The organism is Allofournierella sp. CML151 (assembly GCF_027853465.1).
Lineage (GTDB): Bacteria > Bacillota > Clostridia > Oscillospirales > Ruminococcaceae > Allofournierella.
On record NZ_JAPNNW010000003.1, the window covers coordinates 154,451 to 175,381 of the forward strand.

At 60.6% G+C, this 20,931-nt stretch carries 21 protein-coding genes; 7 read left to right on the top strand and 14 right to left on the bottom strand.

The features are described from left to right. The first annotated feature begins 46 nt into the window (after positions 1-46). From rsfS to PH256_RS03660, 7 genes are all read left to right on the top strand, one after another. Positions 47-421, top strand: a complete 375-nt coding sequence (gene rsfS, locus PH256_RS03630) for a ribosome silencing factor (RefSeq protein ID WP_087183484.1) — start codon at positions 47-49, stop codon at positions 419-421. A 200-nt stretch (positions 422-621) separates the two neighbouring features. After that, on the top strand, positions 622-3,042 hold the full coding sequence (gene leuS / locus PH256_RS03635; protein WP_087183529.1) for a leucine--tRNA ligase: 2,421 nt from the start codon (positions 622-624) through the stop codon (positions 3,040-3,042). Positions 3,043-3,227: 185 nt separating this feature from the next. Further along, positions 3,228-3,404, top strand: a complete 177-nt coding sequence (gene rpsU, locus PH256_RS03640; protein WP_058963227.1) for a 30S ribosomal protein S21 — start codon at positions 3,228-3,230, stop codon at positions 3,402-3,404. 119 nt (positions 3,405-3,523) lie between these two features. Continuing rightward, positions 3,524-4,027: a YqeG family HAD IIIA-type phosphatase gene (locus tag PH256_RS03645; RefSeq protein WP_087183483.1), complete on the top strand. Its 504-nt coding sequence runs from the start codon at positions 3,524-3,526 to the stop codon at positions 4,025-4,027. Then, positions 4,024-4,878, top strand: coding sequence for a TIM barrel protein (locus PH256_RS03650; RefSeq protein WP_270913012.1), 855 nt, complete (start codon positions 4,024-4,026; stop codon positions 4,876-4,878). The genes PH256_RS03645 and PH256_RS03650 overlap by 4 nt, the downstream gene beginning before the upstream one ends. 200 nt (positions 4,879-5,078) lie before the next feature. After that, on the top strand, positions 5,079-5,636 hold the full coding sequence (gene efp / locus PH256_RS03655) for an elongation factor P (RefSeq protein WP_058963230.1): 558 nt from the start codon (positions 5,079-5,081) through the stop codon (positions 5,634-5,636). 154 nt (positions 5,637-5,790) lie between these two features. Continuing rightward, positions 5,791-6,234, top strand: a complete 444-nt coding sequence (locus tag PH256_RS03660; protein WP_143424497.1) for a CD1247 N-terminal domain-containing protein — start codon at positions 5,791-5,793, stop codon at positions 6,232-6,234. Between the two features lie 140 nt (positions 6,235-6,374). Here PH256_RS03660 and PH256_RS03665 read toward each other — a convergent pair whose 3' ends face one another. From PH256_RS03665 to PH256_RS03730, 14 genes are all read right to left on the bottom strand, one after another. After that, positions 6,375-7,778: an MATE family efflux transporter gene (locus tag PH256_RS03665; RefSeq protein WP_270913016.1), complete on the bottom strand. Its 1,404-nt coding sequence runs from the start codon at positions 7,776-7,778 to the stop codon at positions 6,375-6,377. 113 nt (positions 7,779-7,891) lie between these two features. Continuing rightward, positions 7,892-8,191, bottom strand: coding sequence for a hypothetical protein (locus PH256_RS03670; RefSeq protein WP_087183480.1), 300 nt, complete (start codon positions 8,189-8,191; stop codon positions 7,892-7,894). Positions 8,192-8,270: 79 nt separating this feature from the next. Then, positions 8,271-8,636: a DUF2304 domain-containing protein gene (locus PH256_RS03675; protein ID WP_087183479.1), complete on the bottom strand. Its 366-nt coding sequence runs from the start codon at positions 8,634-8,636 to the stop codon at positions 8,271-8,273. Between the two features lie 5 nt (positions 8,637-8,641). Beyond that, complete coding sequence (locus PH256_RS03680; RefSeq protein WP_087183478.1) at positions 8,642-9,364, bottom strand: glycosyltransferase family 2 protein; 723 nt, start codon at positions 9,362-9,364, stop codon at positions 8,642-8,644. Between the two features lie 6 nt (positions 9,365-9,370). Next, entirely contained in the window at positions 9,371-10,537 is a 1,167-nt protein-coding gene (locus PH256_RS03685) for a glycosyltransferase family 4 protein (RefSeq protein ID WP_270913021.1), read from the bottom strand. Positions 10,538-10,565: 28 nt separating this feature from the next. Beyond that, complete coding sequence (locus PH256_RS03690; RefSeq protein ID WP_270913023.1) at positions 10,566-11,633, bottom strand: bifunctional glycosyltransferase family 2/GtrA family protein; 1,068 nt, start codon at positions 11,631-11,633, stop codon at positions 10,566-10,568. Between the two features lie 37 nt (positions 11,634-11,670). After that, positions 11,671-13,845 (bottom strand): DUF2142 domain-containing protein, encoded by a 2,175-nt coding sequence (locus PH256_RS03695; protein ID WP_270913025.1) that lies wholly within the window; start codon positions 13,843-13,845, stop codon positions 11,671-11,673. A 22-nt stretch (positions 13,846-13,867) separates the two neighbouring features. Next, positions 13,868-14,557, bottom strand: coding sequence for an L-ribulose-5-phosphate 4-epimerase AraD (gene araD, locus PH256_RS03700; protein WP_270913027.1), 690 nt, complete (start codon positions 14,555-14,557; stop codon positions 13,868-13,870). Positions 14,558-14,561: 4 nt separating this feature from the next. Then, positions 14,562-15,071: a KdsC family phosphatase gene (locus tag PH256_RS03705; protein WP_270913028.1), complete on the bottom strand. Its 510-nt coding sequence runs from the start codon at positions 15,069-15,071 to the stop codon at positions 14,562-14,564. Between the two features lie 7 nt (positions 15,072-15,078). Further along, positions 15,079-16,629: an aldolase catalytic domain-containing protein gene (locus PH256_RS03710; RefSeq protein ID WP_270913029.1), complete on the bottom strand. Its 1,551-nt coding sequence runs from the start codon at positions 16,627-16,629 to the stop codon at positions 15,079-15,081. A 34-nt stretch (positions 16,630-16,663) separates the two neighbouring features. Continuing rightward, positions 16,664-17,728, bottom strand: a complete 1,065-nt coding sequence (locus tag PH256_RS03715; RefSeq protein ID WP_270913030.1) for a glycosyltransferase family 2 protein — start codon at positions 17,726-17,728, stop codon at positions 16,664-16,666. A 13-nt stretch (positions 17,729-17,741) separates the two neighbouring features. After that, a complete protein-coding gene (locus tag PH256_RS03720; RefSeq protein ID WP_270913031.1) occupies positions 17,742-18,482 on the bottom strand; it encodes a 3-deoxy-manno-octulosonate cytidylyltransferase in 741 nt (246 codons plus the stop codon). Between the two features lie 144 nt (positions 18,483-18,626). Beyond that, positions 18,627-19,622, bottom strand: coding sequence for a hypothetical protein (locus tag PH256_RS03725; protein ID WP_270913032.1), 996 nt, complete (start codon positions 19,620-19,622; stop codon positions 18,627-18,629). A 2-nt stretch (positions 19,623-19,624) separates the two neighbouring features. Continuing rightward, positions 19,625-20,926, bottom strand: coding sequence for an ABC transporter ATP-binding protein (locus tag PH256_RS03730; RefSeq protein ID WP_087183469.1), 1,302 nt, complete (start codon positions 20,924-20,926; stop codon positions 19,625-19,627). Between the last annotated feature and the right edge of the window lie 5 nt (positions 20,927-20,931).

Sequence of the window (20,931 nt, forward strand, 5' to 3'; positions counted from 1 at the left end):
ACCACTCTGACTTTTCCGGAAAGGAAAGGCGAAAGGAGAAAAATTAATGGAAAGCTTGCAGCTTGCAACCAGCATCGCAAAAGTGCTGGACACCAAAAAAGCCGCGAACGTGAAGGTGCTGAAGGTGCGGGATCTGACCGTGCTCACCGATTACTTTGTGATCGCCAACGGTACCTCCACCACCCACGTGAAGAGCCTGGCCGAGGAAGTGGAGTTCCAGCTGGAGCAGCAGGGCGTGAAGGCTCTGCGCACCGAGGGCTACGACGCCAAGAACTGGATTCTCCTGGACTACGGCACTGTGATTGTTCACGTGTTCTATCCCCAGGCCCGGGAGTTCTATGACCTGGAGCACCTGTGGGCGGATGCCGAGGAGTGCGACATCCAGTTCGACGCACCCGCCGAGGGCGGCGCAAACGAATAAATCAAACGGAACGCCGCCCCGTGTGCAAGCATGGGGCGGCCATGAGCCAGTTTTCCACAGCGGGACAAGCCTGCGGTGGAAAACTGGCTGTCGCCGTTTTATTTTAACGGCGCGGCCGCATCCTTCCGGGGCAAAACGCGGAGTGATGCGGCAGTGCCGTAAGGGGCAAAACGCTCAAATTTTGGTTGGAGTTGATAAAGGTGAAATACGATTTCAAAGCCATTGAGAAAAAATGGCAGAAAGTCTGGGCGGACGAAAAGACCTTCGCCGCCAAGATCGACCACACGAAACCCAAGTTCTACGCTCTGGTGGAGTTCCCGTACCCCAGCGGCCAGGGCCTGCATGTGGGCCATCCCCGCAGCTACACCGCGCTGGACATCGTGGCCCGCAAAAAGCGGCTGGCTGGCTACAATGTGCTGTACCCCATGGGCTGGGATGCCTTCGGCCTGCCCACCGAGAACTTCGCCATGAAGAATCACATCCATCCCGAGATCGTGACCAAGAACAACGTGGCCCGCTTCAAGAGCCAGCTGCAGGCGCTGGGCCTGTCCTTTGACTGGGACCGTGAGATCAACACCACCGATCCCAGCTACTACAAGTGGACTCAGTGGATCTTCCTGCAGCTGTACAAGCACGGTCTGGCCTACAAGAAGGAAATGAGCGTGAACTGGTGCACCAGCTGCAAGGTGGTGCTGGCCAACGAAGAAGTGGTGAACGGCTGCTGCGAGCGCTGCGGCGGCGAGGTGGTCCACAAGGTGAAGAGCCAGTGGATGCTGAAGATCACCGCCTATGCCGACCGCCTGATCGACGATCTGGACGGCCTGGACTTCATCGAGCGCGTGGCCACCCAGCAGAAGAACTGGATCGGCCGCTCCACCGGCGCCGAGGTGAACTTCCCCACCACCACCGGCGACACCCTGACCGTATACACCACCCGCTGCGACACCCTGTTCGGCGCCACCTACATGGTGGTCAGCCCCGAGCATGCCCTGGTGAACCAGTGGCTGGAAAACGGCACCATCCAGAATGCCGACGCCGTGCGCGCCTACCAGGCGGAGGCCGCCCGCAAGAGCGACTTCGAGCGCACCGAGCTGAACAAGGAAAAGACCGGTGTGAAGCTGGAGGGCGTGATGGGCATCAACCCGGTGAACGGCAAGGAGATCCCCATCTTCATCTCCGACTATGTGCTGGCCACCTACGGCACCGGCGCCATCATGGCCGTGCCTGCCCACGACACCCGCGACTACGAGTTCGCCAAGGTGTTCGGCCTGCCCATCGTTGAGGTGGTCAAGGGCCAGGGCGAAAGCCACCTGGACAAGGAAGCCTTCACCGACGTTGCCACCGGCACCCTGGTGAACAGCGGCTTCCTGGACGGCCTGAGCGTGGAAGATGCCAAGAAAAAGATGATCGAATGGCTGGAGAGCGAGGGCAAGGGTCACGCCAAGGTGAACTTCAAGCTGCGTGACTGGGTGTTCAGCCGCCAGCGTTACTGGGGCGAGCCCATCCCCATGGTCTACTGTGAGAAGTGCGGCTGGCAGCCCATCCCCGAGAGCGAGCTGCCCCTGAAGCTGCCCGAGATCAGCGACTTCGAGCCCGGCGAGGGCGGCGAGAGCCCGCTGGCCCGTCACACCGAATGGGTCAACACCACCTGCCCCTGCTGCGGCGGCCCCGCCAAGCGCGAGACCGACACCATGCCTCAGTGGGCCGGTTCCTCCTGGTACTTCCTGCGTTATATGGACCCCCACTGCGACACCGCTCCCGTGAGCAAGGAGGCCGTGGAATACTGGGGTCCTGTGGACTGGTACAATGGCGGCATGGAGCACACCACCCTGCACCTGCTGTACAGCCGCTTCTGGCATAAGTTCCTGTACGACATCGGCGTGGTTCCCACCAAGGAGCCCTACGCCAAGCGCACCAGCCACGGCATGATCCTGGGTGAGAACGGCGAGAAGATGTCCAAGAGCCGCGGCAACGTGATCAACCCGGACGACGTGGTGAACGAGTACGGCGCCGATACCCTGCGCCTGTACGAGATGTTCATCGGAGACTTCGAGAAGGCTGCTCCCTGGTCCACCAAGGGCATCAAGGGCTGCAAGCGCTTCCTGGATCGCCTGTGGGGCCTGGGCGAGATGATCGTTCCCGGCGAGGGCTACCGTCCCGAGCTGGAGACCGCCTTCCACAAGACCATCAAGAAGGTGGGCGAGGACATCGAGGTGCTCAAGCACAACACCGCTATCGCCTCCATGATGAGCCTGCTGAACGATCTGTACGCTGCCGGCGGCGCCACCAAGGACGAGCTGCGCACCCTGCTGATCCTGGTCAACCCCTTCGCTCCCCACATCACCGAGGAGATGTGGCAGCAGCAGGGCTTTGAGGGCCAGATTGCGCACGCCAAGTGGCCGGAATACGACGAGGCCAAGTGCGTGGAGAGCACCGTGGAGGTGCTGGTGCAGCTGAACGGCAAGCCCAAGGCCCGCCTGAACCTGGCCTCCGGCCTGGATAAGGACGCCACCCTGGCTGCCGTGAAGGCGGACGCCTCCGTGGCCGCTCTGCTGGAGGGCAAGACCATCGTGAAGGAGATTGCCGTGCCCGGCAAGCTGGTCAACCTGGTGGTCAAATAAGCAATGCTGTTGACGATTTGCGGTTGAAGACCGGAAAACGGTCTTCAACCGCAGAAAGTTTTGAATTTGCACAAGATTTTAGTTGACAGAACTAACTGTGGCATAGTATAATCGATATGTTGAATACCCTAATTTGGGGCTATGCAACGAAACTCCTGCCTCAGGTCCAAGGGAGGGAAAAATAGATGTCGGAAATTCGTGTCAAGGACAACGAGTCGCTGGAGAGCGCGCTGCGTCGTTTTAAGCGTTCTTGCGCCCGCAGCGGTGTGCTTGCCGAGGTTCGCAAGCGTGAAGCTTACGAGAAGCCCTCTGTGCGCCGCAAGAAGAAGTCCGAAGCTGCCCGCAAGCGCAAGTTTAAGTAATTGCGGTTAGCCGGAACAATGGCTGAAATGCGTGCAAACGCCTGAGCGGGTCCCCTTGGGGGCCCGCTCATTTTTTATCGGTTCGCGGGGCAGTGCCCCGCTTGTATGGGAGAAGCGCTATGTTCATCACACCGGAGTATCTCTTTTGTGGCGCGGCGGCCATCACGCCGGAATTTTTACAGCAGAAGGGCATCACCGCCCTTGTGCTGGATGTGGACAACACCCTCACCGGCCACGACAGCCAGCAGCTGCCCGAAGCAATCCGCGACTGGCTGGACCGGATGCGGGCGGCGGGGATTCAGCTGGCCATTGCCAGCAACAACAATGAGGCCCGCGTGCGGCCCTTTGCCCAGTCCATCGGGCTGGATTATGTGGCCATGAGCTGCAAGCCGCTCACCTTCGGTCTGGCCCGGGCCCGCAAAAAATTCGGGGTGCCCCGGCGGCAGATGGCCATCGTGGGCGACCAGCTGTTCACCGACCGGCTGGCCGGAGCGCTGTACGGCATTCCGGCTTTGGTGGTGCAGCCTATGTATGAGGATTTCAAAAAGGGCATTCGCTTCAAGCGCAGGCTGGAAAAGCCCTTTCTGGCCCGCTATTTCAAAAAGGGAGGGAAGCTGCTGTGAGCATCTTATTCGGAACCGCCGGCACAAGCCAGAGCTTTGCCGAGCAGGGCTATAAAAACAGCGTGCAGGTGCCGGAATACACCGCGAAAATGGGCCTGGATGCCTTCGAGTATCAGTGCGGCCGGGGCGTGCGCATCAAGGAGGAGCTTGCCTCCAAGATCCGCGCCCAGGCGGCGGTGCACGGCATCTACTTCAGCCTGCACGCCCCTTACTATATCTCCATGAGCAGCCTGGAGGAGGAAAAACGCCTGAACAGCGTGGACTACATCCTGCAGAGCGCGGCGGCTATCCGGGCGCTGGGTGGCCAGCGGGTGATCTTCCACTCCGGCAGCTGCGGCAAGCAGAGCCGGGAAGCCGCCCTGGAAAAGGCACTGGACACCATGCACCGCATTGTGGCGGCGGTGGACGAGGCCGGTTTCTCCGACATCGTGCTCTGCCCCGAGACCATGGGCAAGGTGGGCCAGCTGGGCACCCTGGACGAGGTGCTGGCCCTCTGCGGAGTGGACAAGCGCATCACCCCCTGCATCGACTTCGGTCACCTGAACGCCCGGGACCAGGGCTCCATCAAGACCAAGGCGGACTATGCCGCCATCCTGGACCGGATGGGCGAGGTGCTGGGCGACGAGCGGGCCAGTAAGTTCCATGTGCACTTCAGCAAGATCGAATACACCACCGGCGGCGAAAAGCAGCATCTGACCTTCGCCGACAGCGTTTACGGGCCGGACTTTGAGCCGCTGCTGGAGCTGTGCTACGAGCGGGGGCTTTCGCCGGTAATCATCTGCGAGTCCGCCGGTACTCAGGCGGAGGACGCCGCCACCATGAAGCGGTATTACCAGAGCCTGGGCAAGTGAGCCCCGGGTCCGCCCCGGGCCCTTGAAAAGGGCAAGAAAGGGCTTGAAAAATAGCCGTTTCTGGGGTAGAATAATAACAGATATGTCAGTGAATGCCCGCGCCGCATCGCTGCCGCTCAACAGCAGCAGCCAGGCCGCGGCGCTGGCAGCGCAAGGCCGGTTTGGCCGGGCCAGAATAAATTTTAATTGGAGGATCATTTATGATTTCTGCAGGCGATTTTCGCAATGGCGTAACTTTTGAAGAGAACGGCAACGTGCTCCAGGTTGTGGAGTTCCAGCATGTTAAGCCCGGCAAGGGCGCTGCCTTCGTGCGCACCAAGACCAAGAACGTGATCACCGGTGCCGTGACCGAGAAGAGCTACAACCCCAGCGACAAGTTCCCCACCGCCTTCATCGAGCGCCGTGAGATGCAGTACCTGTACGAGGACGGCGGCCTGTACTACTTCATGGACACCGAGACCTACGAGCAGATCCCCCTGAACGAGCATGATCTGTCCGACTCCTTCAAGTTCGTGAAGGAGAACGAGATGGTTAAGATCCTGAGCTACAAGGGCAACGTGTTCGGCCTGGAGGCTCCCAACTTTGTTGTGCTGCAGGTCACCGAGACCGAGCCCGGCTTCAAGGGCAACACCGCCACCAACACCCTGAAGCCCGCCAAGCTGGAGACCGGCGCCGAGATCCGCGTGCCTCTGTTCATCAACGAGGGCGACATGATCCGTGTGGACACCCGCACCGGCGAGTACATGGAGCGCGCCTGATTTTAGGCTTGACCCCTGAACGCATTCACCTGGGCGGCGGCTTTGCCGCCGCCCAGGTTTTGTTTTACCCAGTGTGAGCGCCTCGCCGCCGGTTTTCGGGGGCGGGAGCGTGGTCATAAAAATGTTTGATACTTCTTCAAAGGAGGAATGAACAATGGAACTGAAAGAGCGTGCTGCATACCTGAAGGGCCTGATGGAGGGTCTGGAGATCGGCGACAGCAAGGAAGGCAAGGTCCTGAAGGCCATGTACGACCTGCTGGAGGATCTGTGCGACACCGTGGCTGATATGGATGACGACCTGGACCAGGTCTACGATGAGCTGGACGCCATGGACGAGGATATGGACGACTTGGAAGAAGCCGTGTTCGGTGACGACGAGGACGAGGACGACGAAGAAGAGGAAGACGACGAGGACGAGGAAGTGGAAGCCGAGTACGAGCTGACCTGCCCCAACTGCGGTGCGGTGACCGTCGTGGACGAGGACACCCTGCTGAACGAGCAGGTTTGCTGCGGCAACTGCGGCGCCGAGTTCGAGATCGAATTCAGCGAGTGCGGTGAGGACTGCGAGTGCGAGGACTGCACCGAGGAGAACGAGTAATCCTCTGATTGCTCCTTAAGTCAAACAAAATAAAAAACGGCGGATGGCAATTACCATCCGCCGTTTTTTGCGGTTAAAACAGTTTTTGCATAAAAGATAAAGTTTCTCTCTGCAAGTGAAAAAAACGCTGGAAAGGCTCTTTATCGGGCGGATTTGGCCCGCTCCATGGCCGAGAGCTCCGGCATCACGGTACGGCGCATGGTGATGTAGCAGGCGAGGCCGCCGATCAGGTTGGAGATGGGCTCGGCCAGGAATACGCCGTTTACGCCAAGCCCGCCCACATGGGGCAGCAGCAGGGTGAGAGGCACCACAATGATCGCCTTGCGCAGCAGCGAGAAGAAGATGGCCAGCTTTGCCTTGTTCAGCGATTTGAACACGCTCTGGCCGGAGAACTGGAAGGCCATCATCACAAAGCCGAAGAAATAGATGTGCAGCGAGGGCACCGCAATGGCCATCAGCTCCGGGTCCGGGTTGAAGATGCGGATGAAGGTCTCCGGAAACAGGGAGATCAGCCCCCAGATCAGCAGGGTATAGCCGAAGCCCAGCTGAGTCATGAAACGGATGGCCGCCCGCACACGATCCGCCATCCGTGCCCCGTAGTTGTAGCTGATTACCGGGGATGCACCGTCGGAAAGAGCCAGCACCGGTGTCTGCGCAATCTGCCGCACCGAGTTGATTACCGTCATCACACTGATGTACAGATCCCCGCCGAAGGCGCTCAGGGTGGAGTTGCAGGCCACCTGGACCAGGCTGTCGGTGAAGCCCATCACAAAGCTGGAGGTACCCAGCGCCAGAATGCGCTTGATGATGCCGACGTCCGGCCGGAAGCCCTTCAGCACCAGCCGCAGCTCCGCCTTCGGCCCGGTGAGAAAGGCCATCACCCATACCGCCGAAAGCAGCTGGGAGAGCACGGTGGCAATGGCAGCACCCCGCACGCCCAGTCCCAGACCGAAGATCAGGATGGGGTCCAGGATGATGTTGGACACTGCACCCAGCAGCACGGTGAGCATACCGGTGCGGGCAAAGCCCTGGCTGTTGATGTAGGGGTTCATTCCCAGCGAGGTCATCACGAATACGGTACCCAGCAGATAGATGGTTATGTACTGGGCCGCGTAGGAGTAGGTGTCGCCGCTGGCACCGAACAGATAGAGCAGCGGCTTGTGGAATACGATGCCCACAACCGTAAGTACCAGCCCACAGGCCATCAGCATGAACCAGGCGTTGGCCAGGATGGTCCGGGCACTGTTCAGGTCCTTCTGGCCCCGGGCGATGGAGCACAGCGGCGCGCCGCCTACCCCGAACAGATTGGCAAAGGCGGTGATCAGGGTAATAAGAGGGAAGCAAAGCCCCAGTCCGGCCAGCGCCAGCGTGCCGTGACCGGGAATTTTGCCGATGTAGATCCGATCCACGATGTTGTACAAAAGGTTCAGAATCTGGGCCACCAGCATGGGCGCTGCCACCGCAAGCACGCTGCGGCGCACGTTGGGGCCAGAAAAATCCACCTGCCCGCCTCCGGCTGTCCGGTGAAAATGGGGAAATGTCATCTTGCTGCAGCCATCCTTTCCTGCTGTCCGCGCCTTTTCGGAGCGAGGGCAAAATTAATGCGCACTGCTCCGGGCGTGGAACAGTGCGCGTTGTTTTTTGTGGGGAAGCGGCGTTATTTCTTGGCGGGTGCTTCCTTCAAAGCACGCTCCAGCCACATGGAGCCGATCTCCAGAGCGGTGTACAGGCCGGTTTTGCTGCTCTGCTTTACCACACGCTCGGGCAGGGGCTTGGAGGCGTCGGTGCTCATGAGCATCACATGGATCTTATCGGCCATCTTCATGCCGTTTTCTTCCTTTTCGGTGAGAATCTGCATAAAAATCACAAAGGGATCAGCCAGGCTGCCGTAGTAGATCTCGTTGCCGCAGCGCACCAAAGGCTTGCCCTTGTAGGTCAGTTTCGGGGTATATGCCATTGTAAAAACCCTCCAGTCGGTTGATATATATTATTTTTATTATACCATAAACGACTCAGAAACACAATGGCACGCCGGTTTACAGGTCCAGCTTGCCCCGTTCGATCTTTTCCTCGTTCAGAGCCACCTTCTGGGTCAGGCTCTTCAGCTTGGAATCCATCTGGCTGATCCGCACCGACATGTAAAACTGCTTGATGAGCAGCAAAAAGATGATGGCAAGATACACCACATTGATTTCGCTCACAAAACCGAATTTGCGGGCCACCCAGGTGGTGATCTCCGGGAACAGGCTAAGCAGCAGCAGGCAGCCGGAAAACAGCAGCCAGAAGATGGAATCCTCGATTTGAACCTTTGCCTGGCGTACCCGGCGAAGGATGAACAGGGTGGTGCACAGGCTGCCGCAGATCAGAAGTGCGCGCAGCGCAAAGGGAAGCAGTGGGGACATGGCGTTCAGTCTCTCCTTTCCGGGTAATAGAAGGTCACGGGCTCCCGTTTGCGGAACCACTGGATCAGCAAGATGGACAGGCCCATCTTGAGCATGTATTCCACCGAGCGGGCGAAGTTCAGGTAACTGGTGCCGGTGAGCCGTTCGCCCATCTCCACCTGGATCTCCCGCACTACCGCGCCGTTCTTGATCAGGTAGCTGATGGTGTCCGGCTCGGGGCCGTAGTTCAGATTCAAGGCGAATTCCTCCACCATGCGGCGGTTGAACATCCGCATGCCGCTGGTGGGATCGCAGATGGCCTGGCCGGTGGTCAGGCGGATGGCCCAGCTGATCAGATAGCTGCCCAGCATCCGCAGGCTTTTGGGCTTTTTCACGGTGAGGAACCGGCTGCCGATTACAATATCGGCTCCGTTTTCCAGCTCATCCAGCATGGGCTGGATGTATTCCGGCTTGTGCTGGCCGTCCGCGTCGAACTGCAGGGCACAGTCGTAACCGTTTTCGGCAGCATAGCGCAGCCCGGTCTGGAAGGCTCCGGCCAGACCCAGGTTCACCGGCAGGTCAATCAGCCGGAACCCGTGCTGGCGGCAGAGTGCGGCGGTGCGGTCACGGCTGCCGTCGTTCACCACCACATAGTCGTATTGGGGGTAACGGGCCACAAGCTCGTTCACCACACGAACGATGTTTCCTTCCTCGTTGTAGGCGGGGATGACGATCAATAGCTTGGACATAAGCGTTCAATTTCCTTTGCAGTCAGGTTGTTGGGCTTCGGCAAGCCGCAGAAGCTCGCGGGTCACGGCGTCCCAGGTGAAGTGCTCCTCCAGACGGGCGGCGGTCTTTTGGGCCGCTGCAGCGCCCCATGCATGATCCGTCAGGCAGCGTTTCAGCGCAGCGGTCAGTGCCTGGGGGTCCACCCCGTCCAGCTGGACGCCGTAGCTTTCATCCGGCAGCAGCTCGTCACTGCCGCCGGTGCGGGTGGTCAGAATAGGGCAGCCGCAGGCTGCCGCTTCCAGAAAGGTGGTGGGGAAACCTTCGGCGTAGTAGGTGGGCAGGCAGTACAGCTGGGCCTGGGCCAGCAGCTGCATGGCCTGGGCATAGGGCACTGCCCCTGCCAGATGCACCTTCGGCGGGCAGTTTTCCCGCAGCTTGGGCAGCAGCGGACCGTCGCCCGCCACCACCAGGCTGCACCCGGGCAGATCGGCGTGGGCAAAGGCCTCGATCAGCTCGGCCACACCCTTTTCCGGGATCACCCGGCCCAGAAAGACCACCAGTTTTTCATCGGTGGGAAGACCCAGCCGGACCCGCCAGTCCACAGCGTCCGAAGCTTGGGTCAGCGCCCGCACCTCGGCGGGGTCCACCGCGTTGTACAGCTGCCCCTCCGGCTGGATGCCAAAGTGCTCCAGCCAACGGCACACCGCACGGCTCACGCCGAAAAAGCGGGGACGACAGGCCTTCAGCCAGACCGCCGCCAGATGCTCATAGCAGGCTCCGGCGGCATTCAGCAGCGGATTGCCCATGGGCAGATGACCGGTGGAGTGGTCCACCACAATAGCGGGAATGCCTCGCTTGCGGCACTGCCGGGCCGCGTACAGGCTGCTGATGTAAAAACGGGTGTTGATGACACAGAAGCCGATGGGCTCGGCCCAAAGCTTCTGTGCCAGCGCCCGGAACGCCCGCCCCGGTTTCAGCACCGGGAACCGGCCGTTCATCAGCGGCCAGACCGGCAGCCGGTAGATGCGGATGCCGTGCTCGTCGGTTTCAAGCTCCGGCAGGCCGGGAAGAGCGCTGGTCACCACAATGGCGGTGTGTCCGGCAGCCACCACCCGGCGGGCCAGATTGAAGGTGTAGCGCTCCACGCCGCCAACGGTGGGCAGATACTGAGCGGAGAAAAAACAGATGGTCACGAAGCGAAACCTCCTGTGTACGGCGGGGTTATGCCCCGCGCTTTTTGTAAACGAATTCCCGCTGAATCTGGAAGCTGATGAAGAACAGGAACACGTCCACAAAGATCTTGATCACCAGTTCCGAGAATCCGCCGGTCAAGGCGTACAGCAGGCTGACCAGCCCGGCGGAGCAGGCCATCTGCACCACTGCCAGCAAAAAGTATTTGCCCGCGGCCATGCCATGGTGCTCCCGGCTCTTGAACACCAGTTTGTAGTTCAGCAGGTAGTTGTAGGTGGCCGAGATCACCCGGGCGCAGACGGTGGCCAGGGTAATATACAAAGTACCGGACACAAAGGAGTTCAGCAGCATGCAGAACAGGCTGAACAGCACCAGGTCCACCACGCTGGAGGACAGGGACGAGAACAGAAACTTGCCGAACACCGCGTAGATGCGGGCGGAGTCCCGCAGGGGGTTGAAGTGGCTGGTCTTATTTTCCTCGATGTATACCGTCTCGATGGGCACCTCCACGATGGGCACCCCGGCTTCCTTGGTGTCGATGAGCATGTTGGATTCAAATTCAAACCGCTCGCCGCCGGAATGCATCAGAGTCTTCATGAAGGAGGTGGGAATGGCCCGCAGGCCGGTCTGGGTATCGGTGATGGAAAGGCCCACCAGCGCCTTGAATACAAAGCGGGTACACTTGTTGCCGAAGCTGGAGCGCAGCGGCACGTCCTTCTCGTCGAAGTCACGACAGCCCAGGATCAGGGCGTCCGGCCGTTCAGTAAGAGCCTTCATCACCTTGAGAATGCACTCCGGGGTGTGCTGGCCGTCGGAATCGGCGGTCACGCAGCCGGGGGCATCCGGCCAGGTGTTCAGGCAGTAGTTAAAGGCGGTCTTGAGTGCGCGTCCCTTGCCCAGATTCACCGCATGACGCAGCACAGGGCAGCCCCAGCGCTGCTGGGCATCTTCAAAGAAATGGGCGTAGGCGGGGCCGCTGCCGTCGTCCACCAGAACGATGTTCTGAATGCCCGCCGCGTGCAGCTGCTCCAGCAGGCGGGGTAGCTTTTCATCCGGCTCCAGAGAGGGGATGATCAGGGGAATTTGCTTGTAATCCATCAGATATCGTACTCCTTAACGGATGGCGTATGGCCGTTTAACGGGCCAGAATGGAAAGAAAAGCATTGAAAAGAACCAGAATATCCACCAGAGTTACAGCGTAGATCAGGCCGCGGGTACAGTCGGTCTGCAGCAGCAGCCGTTTGGGGCGGGCCAGCAACAGCAGGCTCAGTACCGGCAGGAAATAGCGGCCCTGCAGCCCGTAGATGGTGGTGTAATAGGTGGGGGTCCAGGAGATGCAGCCCAGCACCGCCAGACCGCAGCAGGCAAGCCCAATCAGCAGGCAGACCGCCTTGGCCCACACCGGCAGCTCAAAGCCGGGCTGCAGCCAGGCCAGAACCAGCAGAATCATCAGGGCGGCCACCCAGGTCCAGGCGATCTGTACGCCCGGGTCGAAGTAGCTCAGGGTACCGCCGATCAGGGTCTTCACGTAATGGTCGCCGTTTTCCACCACCGAGCGGATGGCCAGCTCCAGGGTGTCCAGCGGGTGAGAGAGAATGTAGGGCAGGGTGTAGCAGACGCTGTCGTCCTGCACAGGGGCCTCTTCCGTTTGCGGGGCGGTGGCTCCCTCGCTGCTCTCCGGCAGCGAGGCTGTGCTCTGTGCGGCGCTTTCCGACGCACTTTGAGCCGGCTCGGCGGTGCTTTGGGCCGTTTCTGCGGTTTCGGCGGAAACGCTGGTGGAGGCTGCTCCCGCTGCAACCTGAGTGTTGCCGCTCATAAAGTCGTTCAGAATCACCTGTCCGCCTGCGTTGAAGAAGAAAATCACCAGACACAGGGCCAGGAAGCCTCCCTTGATTGCCTTGGAAAAGCGGCCCAGCCGGGCGGCCGGAATCAGAAAGACCAGCAGCGCCAGCGGGAAATATACGATTTTGGAGGGCACGATCAGCAGTCCGGCCAGCGCGGGCAGAATCAATTGCTTCCAGCCGATCTGCTCCCGGGGGCCGAAGGCCAGGTCCAGCACCAGCGCTGCGAACAACAGGCAGAGCGCCAGCAGGTTGGAGTCCCGGCTGTAGGAGGCGGCCAGATGCAGCGTCATGGGCAGAAGCGCCACCGAGGCGAATACCGCCTTGGCCACCGGGGTGCGCTTCACCGCCCAGGCCGCCAGGAAGGCGAAGAACACAAGATTCGTAAACCTGCCCAGGAACAGGGTGGGGATGAAGCCCAGCCGGAGCAAAAAGCCTGCCAGCACCCCGAGGGCGCTGATCCAGTACATGGTGTAGCTGGAATCCACCTGATACTCGTCGTAGTCCTGGGTGTGGGTGAAGGGGTCGGAGTTGGTGGTAAGCAGATTCTTGGCAATGTGCTGCCAGGTGAATACCGTGGTTTCGTCGTCCTGCACGATCACGTCCACGTCCGAGGGACGGCGCAGGCTGCTGTGAATCTGGCTTTGGGCCACCGGCAGATAGGGGTTGTAGATGGTGGAGGCCAGGGTAAAGCTCTGGTTGATATGAAACTGCTCATCCGGCGCGGAGTAAGGGGGCAGCACCATGTTGAACAGGATGCCCAGCGCCAGCACAAAGCAGAAGACCATCCGGTGCAGGGGGCATTTCTTTCCGGTGAACAGCCACCATCCGGCACCGATGAGGATCAGAGCCAGCAGGGCGATGACCCAGTAGAACTTGGTCACAAAGCCGCCGATCTGGGCGTAGACGCCCAGGATGGCCAGCATGCCCTCGGTGGACTCGCCATTCACGGTCAGGCCCAGCCCGGCCTCGTTGGCGGTGGGGGTGTAGCCGATGAGCAGCCGCCCTTCGCCGGTGTAGTGGGCGGTCAGGCTCACCCGGTAATGGCGCTCGCCCGCCTCGGTCAGCTCCACCGGCTGGGAAAGCCCCAACGTGGTGTAGTAGGCTTCGGTGGTGTCCAGAATGTTGCTCATGTCGCCTTCACTGGTGGCCAGCACCTCGCCGGTATCCAGGTCGGTGAGGGTAAGCTCCAGCACGCCGGTGGGGCCTTCGTCGCCCGCTTTCTGCACCTTGAAGGCAAAGCCCATATAAAGCAGGTCCCGGTCGCAGACGAAATCCTGGGTCACGGTGTCGTCGATGAGGGCGAACTCGCTGAACTGGTCGTTGATCATCCAGCTGCGGCTCTTTTCGCCGTTGCCCCGCACCTGGGTGAGCCAGACACAGGCAAAGATGAAAAAGGCCACAGCCAGCAGTACTGCGCCGCCCAGCAGGCGGCGGTGCCGCTTGATTTGTGTGAGAAGTTTTTCCATGGGAAAACCCTTTCCGGTTGAATTATTTGCCCGTCTGGCCGTAGTAGGCACCCGGGCCATGCTTGCGCAGGTAGTGCTTGTCCAGCAGATAGCTGTCCACCGGCTGCGCACCCAGCGCAAGGCTATGGTAGGCCATCATGGCTACCTCTTCCAGAATGATGGCGTTTTCCACCGCACCGGCGGCATCCTTGCCCCAGGTGAAGGGACCGTGGGCCTTGACCAGCCCGGCAGGGATGGATTCGTAGCAGTCCGCACAGGCGGCGGCCAGCACCAGACCGGTGTTGGTTTCATAGTCGCCCTCAATCTGCTCTTTGGTCAGGGCAGGGGCACAAGGCACCGGGCCGTAGAAGGTGTCGGCATGGGTGGTACCCAGAGCCGGAATCTCCCGCCCGGCCTGGGCGAAGATGGTGGCCCACCGGCTGTGGGTGTGGACCACTCCGCCGATGGTGGGAAAAGCCCGGTACAGCTCCAGATGGGTTTTGGTGTCCGACGAGGGGCGCAGCTCGCCCTCGGCCACGCTGCCGTCCGAAAGGCGCACCACCACCATGTCCTCCGGACGCAGGGAGCTATAATCCACGCCGGAGGGCTTGATGGCAAAGACTCCGGCCTGGCGGTCCACCTGGCTTGCATTGCCCCAGGTGGCAAGGCAGAGGTTTGCCTTGGGCAGGGCCAGATTGGCAGCCCAGGCCGCCTGCTTCAGTGCTTCGTACATGGGCTCACACCCCCGCGCCGAAGGCGGCGTTCACCGCCTGCTCGAACAGACCGGCATCCTTCAGCAGCTTTTCCACTGCGCCGCGCACCGCACCCTCGCCGCCCTTCTGGGGGCAGACATAATGGGCAATGGCTTTCACCTCAGGGGCGGCATCGGCGGGGCAGGCCACAAAGCCGCACAGCTTCATGGCCGCCATGTCGTTCCAGTCGTCGCCCACATAGGCAACTTCCTCCCGGGCAAGGCCCTGCTCGGCCAGGAAGGCGGCAAGATACTCTGCCTTTTTTTTGCAGTTCTGCACGCAGTAATCCAGATGCAGCTCCTCGGCCCGGCGGCGCACAGGCACGCTCTCCCGCCCGGTGAGGATCATTACCTTGATGCCGGCGGTGCGGGCGATCACAAGGCCCGCGCCGTCCTTTACGGAAAATTTCTTGGTCTCGTTGCCGGTGGAATCCAGATACAGTCCCCCGTCGGTGAGGGTGCCGTCCACGTCCAGCACAAGCAGCTTGGTCTGCATGGGCATGTTACTCCTTTTCGTAATAGCTGGGGGTCACGAAGCGCACGCGCAGCTCCTGAGCCCGGATGGCTTCGGCCATGGCGTGGTTGTAGTCCGCGCCTCGCAGGGTGTGGTTCTTCATGCGGGGGTCACAGTAGTTGTCGCCCGCGGGACCGTAGCCGTCCGCACCGGCGATGGCAGCCTCGTCCACGCCCAGCTCGGCCAGCAGGTGCAGCAGCATGATCAGGCTGTTGGCGCCCTTGTCGAAGGCTCCGGCCAGGCTGTTGTAGTCCAGCCGGTAATCCGCCTCGCCCTGCAGGTTGCTGGTGGCAATCACCGCGCAGGGGCAGGCCTCCAGCTTTTCAAAGCGCTTGCCGTTGGTGAAGAAGGCGAAATCCGCCTTGTAGTGCTCGGGCACGAAGTTGGCGCTGATGATGACCGGGCTGTTTTCGGCGATGTAGGCCTCGATGGCCTGCCGGTGGGTGTCCAGCGTCTGGCCGGGGGCCAGGGCCAGGATCTTCCGGCCTGCCAGCAGCTCGGCCAGCTTGGCCCGGTCGGCCGCGTCGTCCAGGGCGCTGCCCTTGTACTGGGCATACAGCTCGTCCGCGTAGGCGGCGTCAAAGGCGGTCTTCTTTTCGGGAGCGATGCGGCTCAGAATGTGGTTGATGTCCCGGTTGGACAGATCGCCCTTGCCCAGCAGGTGCTCGGCGTAGTTGCGATGCAGGTTGTACCGGGCGGACAGGAAGTAGGGCGGGGAATAGCCCCAGGGCTCCTTTTCCCGGATGGGCATGATCTGATCCTGAATGGCATCCAGCATGCAGTCGATGTCGTACTGCTTGCCGAAGTTCAGGTTCAGATAATCGGCGATCAGCTCGATGCACAGGTTACCGGGGGTTCGGCCCATGCCCAGAAGGCTGGCGTCCACGATCACGTCCCGGTTCAGGTGCTTGTTCACAAAGCTCTGGGCCAGACTGGAGCTGAGGGCCATGTTTTCGTGCAGGTGCAGGCCCAGGGTGATATCTTTGGCCAGGTTGTTGTCCACCAGGCTCACGATGCGGTCCAGATCCTGCTGGCGCATGCTGCCGAAGGTGTCCACAATGGAGAATGCGTAGGGATGGATCTTGTTCACCTGCTCCACCAGCCAGAGTACGCCCGCATCCGAGTAACCCATGATGTTGATGGGGTTGCAGCTGATCTTGTAGCCCTTGTCCTGGGCCTTTTTGCAGAAGGCCAGTCCTTCTTCGATGTCGTAGTCGTGGAAGGTTACCCGGATCAGGTCGATGCCGGTGCCGTCCCAGGGCTCCAGCTTGTCGATGTCGTAGAAGTTGTGCAGGGCCATGCCGCTGAACATCACGTTTTTCCGGTCGGCGGGCAGAATTTTCTTCAGCTCAGCCACCGTGTTCCAGCGGGTGCAGTCCGGGTCGTAGTCCACATTGCGCAGGAAGCCCACCTCCACGATGTCGGTGCCCGCCTTCACCAGGCTGCGCACAATGTCGCGGATGTTTTCGTAGCCAAAGCGCCATTCGTTGATATAACCGCCGTCCCGCAGGGTGCAGTCCAGAAGTTTGATGCTGTGCATAAAAGCAGCTCCTTTCATGAGGAATGGTCTCAGTTCACAGGGTACGCCATTTCGAGAAGAAAAAACGGCGGGGATAAACGTTGAGATAGCCGTAGTAGAAGGCCTCGTTTTGGGTTTGCGCCCAATGCCAGAGGCGAATCAGCAAAGCGCTGTGCAGCCGGAAGGGAAGATAATAGATGGAATAGAATTTGTTTTGCTTGTGGTAATGCAGAATCCGGCGAGCCTGTTCACAACAGAACAGCCGGTGCAGTTCGGCCCGCTTTTTCAGGAAGGACAGCCCGGGGGCTGTGGCCACCCGATAGATGCCGTAGCAGACAGACTGCAGGTAATGGGCGTACATCAGATCGATCTGCTCCGAAGGGCACTGAAACTCCGCGGCTGCGTCGATCAGCTGCGGCACCACATTGTATTGCCGCTGGGTGTAGGCAAGCCCATGGTTCTGGGTAATGCTGTTCTCGTTATTGTGCTGGTACACATACAGCGGCAGCGAAAGATGCAAAAAGCTGCTGGCGCTGTTTTCCCGGCGCATGGCCCGGCAGTAGTCCAGCACGAACAGGCTGTCCTCCATATAGGGAATGCCGACGGGAAACCGAATGCCGTATTTCTGCAGCAGAGCGCGGCAAAACAGCTTGTTCCACACAAAGCCGACGGAATATTCCACCGCCCAGAGCCGCCCCAGGTCATGGAAGGGAACCGGCGTGAAGACCGGCTCGGAAAAGGGTTGGTCCGGCAGGGTGGCACAGTGATCCCAGTACAAAAAGTCGGTGGGGGCAATTTTGCGGCAAGCATCCTGAATCACCGCCAGCGCGCCTGCGGGCAGCAGGTCGTCCGCGTCCGCGAAAAGAATGTATTCGCCGGAGGCCTTCTCCAGGCCCAGGTTGCGGGCGGCGGAAACGCCCTGGTTCTCCTGATGAAAAACCAGCACCCTCGGGTCCTTTTGGGCAAAGCTGTCGCACAAGGCGCCGCATCCGTCCGGGCTGCCGTCGTCCACCAGGATCAGTTCAAAATCCGGGACGCTCTGGCTCAGGATGCTTTCCACGCAGGCGGGCAGAAAGGCTTCGGCCCGGTACACAGGCACGATGATACTGAACAAAGGCATGGTTGCGTGTACCTCACTGAGCAGTGGCGCCGCGCTGTTTCAGAATATCGCATACGATATCCACGTCCTTGGGTGTATCCACCGATACAGTCTTGTAGGGGGAAACCACAGCGTGTACTGTGTGGCCGTTTTCGATGAAGCGCATCAGGTCGTTTTCCTCGGCCTTTTCCAGCGCGCTTTTGGGGGTAGCGGCGTAGAAATCCAGCGCCTTTTTGCTGAACAGCTGGATGCCGGTGATCTTCTCGTACTCAAAATCCGCCGTTCCCTTCGGGTAGGGGATGGGGCTGCGGGAGATCAGCAGGATCTCCCGGCGGGCGTTGCAGGCCACCTTCTGGTTGGAGAAGTCGATCACATCCGCCGGGTGGTCCATGATGTTGGTCACGCCCGCCACGTAGTAGGGGTCCTCAGGCAGAGTGTCCGGCAGAATCAGGTCAAAGGCCCGGGCGTCGATCAGCGGCTCGTCGCCCATGATCTGCAGGTACAGGTCCGCGTCCAGCATGCAGCTCACCTCATGGATGCGGGCGGTGGGGGTGTCGTGGTCGGCCCGGGTCATGAGAGCGGGCATGTCGTACCGGCGGCAGACCTCCATGATCCGCTCGTCGTCGGTGGCGATCACCAGATCGTCCAGCTTCTCACATTTCTTTGCCGCCTGGTACACCCACCAGATCATGGGTTTGCCCAGAATGTCCGCCAGCGGCTTGCCGGGCAAACGGCTGGACTGGTACCGGGCGGGAATCACGCCGATGATTTTCATAGGAACAACCTCCTTGCGGGCCCGTAATATGAACGATGGAACGGGCCGCTTGATTTCAAAGCATTCAGGGCAATGCCGCACAATTCCAGGTGGTGGAGCGCGCTGGAAAATTTTTTGTGAGCGGTGTTGCCTCCGGAAAACAGTTTATCCGAGCAGAGCCAGCGCCTGGTCAAGGCTCAGCTCCAGCTTTTCGTCCGCCACCTCCAGGGCCTTGAGCACGGTGGATTCCACCGTCACCGCCTTTTTGAACCGGAAGGGCAGCGCAAAATTCAGTACCTCGCTGGGCATGGTGCGCTCCAGGATGACTGCCTCCGGGAACAGGCGCGAATAGTCAAAGGAGTCCCGGGGATGGGTCTTGATGAAGAGAGGCCCGCCGGTGCAGTGAGCCTTCACCACGGCAGTGAACATCCTCTGCTGGGTCTCGCCGTCCAGCAAGCCGTCCGGCACAAAATCCCGGGGCAGAAACAGCACCGCGCCCTCGGCCTTTTCGGGCAGCGGCTGGGTGAGGAACACCTGCCGGATCAGCCCCTTCTGGGCCTCGGTAAGCCGGTGGAACCGGTCGGTTTTGGAATCCTCCCGAAGCTTTTGGGGGAACAGATTGGTCTTTGCAGCGCACTCAGTCTCCACCGCGCTGACCCGCTTGTAGTCGCCCCAGTACAGATAGCCGTAGCCCAGCTTCTGCCGCAGCCGGAAATGGGGCTGGGCCCGCTGCTCGTCGATGATGGGGTGGCTGGGGCGGCAGGTACTGGCCATGGTGTCCTCACAGAGCACGTAGGGGGCCTTCAGATCCTGCAGGTAGCGGCCCAGCACGCTCCAGTCGTTGTGAATGTAGATGGCTGCGTAGGCCTTGGGGTCAATGGAAAAGCCGTAGTATTTTTCCACGTTGCGGCGGCCCATGATCCGCTGCAACAGCAGCGTGCGCAGAAAACCGGGCTGAATAGCGCTGCCGCAGGCGTTTTCGTCAAAAACCCGTACACAGCGGAACAGGCCGGTGGCGGAAAGCCGCCCGGCCAGTTCTTCGGTGTTTGGAATGACACTGCTCAGGATGAGGTCGGGGGCCACTGTGTCCTCCATGGCCCGGACCATCTCCACCAGCACCTGATAGGCGGTGTGGCAGATGTATAAATTGGGCAGACCCATCGTCAGTTTACCTCGTTTGACTCAACGACCACCGGCGGGAAATGGATGTGACCCCAGCCGCTGGACCACTCCGGCAGGGTGCGGTCCATGTTGGTGATCTCGAAGGCGAATTCCTGGGCGGGCTTGTCCAGGCAGGCGGCGTTGGCCAGCTCCCGCTCGAACACGTCCAGATAGAAGAAATACTGCCCCTCGCTGAAGATGGAGGTGTCCACCGTGAACACAGTGGAGTAACGGCGGCCCGGCTGGGCCTCGCCCAGGGTGATGGGATGGGTGATGCCGATGGGCGTGGAATCCCGGTAATGGAAATTCAGCTTCAGGTTCACCGCGTCGAAGTGCTGCATGACCTGCCAGTCGATGCGGATGCGCAGAGGCTCGCCCGCGGCAAACACGCTGCTCTCCTTGTCCAGGAAGGTCAGCCGCTCCACCCGCAGCCGCTTGCCGGCGCTGGTGTTCATGCGGCCGATCTCGCGCAGGTCGTAATCCACCACGTTCACGTCGGTGGTGTCCATATAAACGGCGATGGCGTCGTCCACGTTGCCGTCGAAGATCACCTTGCCCTTGTCCAGCACCACGCAGCGGGTGCACAGCTGGCGGATGGTGCTCATGTTGTGGCTCACATACAGAACGGTGCGGCCCTCCTGGCCCGCCACGTCGCTCATCTTGCCCAGGCACTTCTGCTGAAACTTCATGTCGCCCACGGCCAGGACCTCGTCCATCACCATGATTTCACTGTCCAGATGGGCAGCCACCGCGAAGGCCAGCTTCACGAACATGCCGCTGGAATAACGCTTGACCGGGGTGTCGATGAAGTCGCCGCATTCGGAGAACTCGATGATCTGGTCCAGCTTGGAATCCACCTCGGCCTTGGTCATGCCCAGAATGGCGCCGTTCATGTAGATGTTTTCCCGGCCGGTCATCTCCTGGTTGAAGCCGGTGCCCACCTCCAGCATGCTGGCGATGCGGCCCTTGATCTTGATCTCGCCCTCAGTGGGTGCGGTGATGCGGCTGAGCAGCTTGAGCAGGGTGGACTTGCCCGCGCCGTTGCGGCCGATGATGCCCAGCGCCTCGCCCTTGTAAACGGTCAGGTCCACGCCGTTCAGCGCCATGAAGGTCTGGCCGAACAGGCGGGTGTCGGTGCCGATGGGCAGGTTGGGGTCCTCCTTGCCGCGGATGCGGGCCCACCAGCTCTGCAGGTCAGCGGTGAGGGTGCCGCCGCCGATCTGGCCCAGTTTGTATTGCTTTTTTACGCCGGATACCTGAATGACAGGCTCTTTGCTGTGTACCGGCTCGCTGTGATTGGACATGCAAA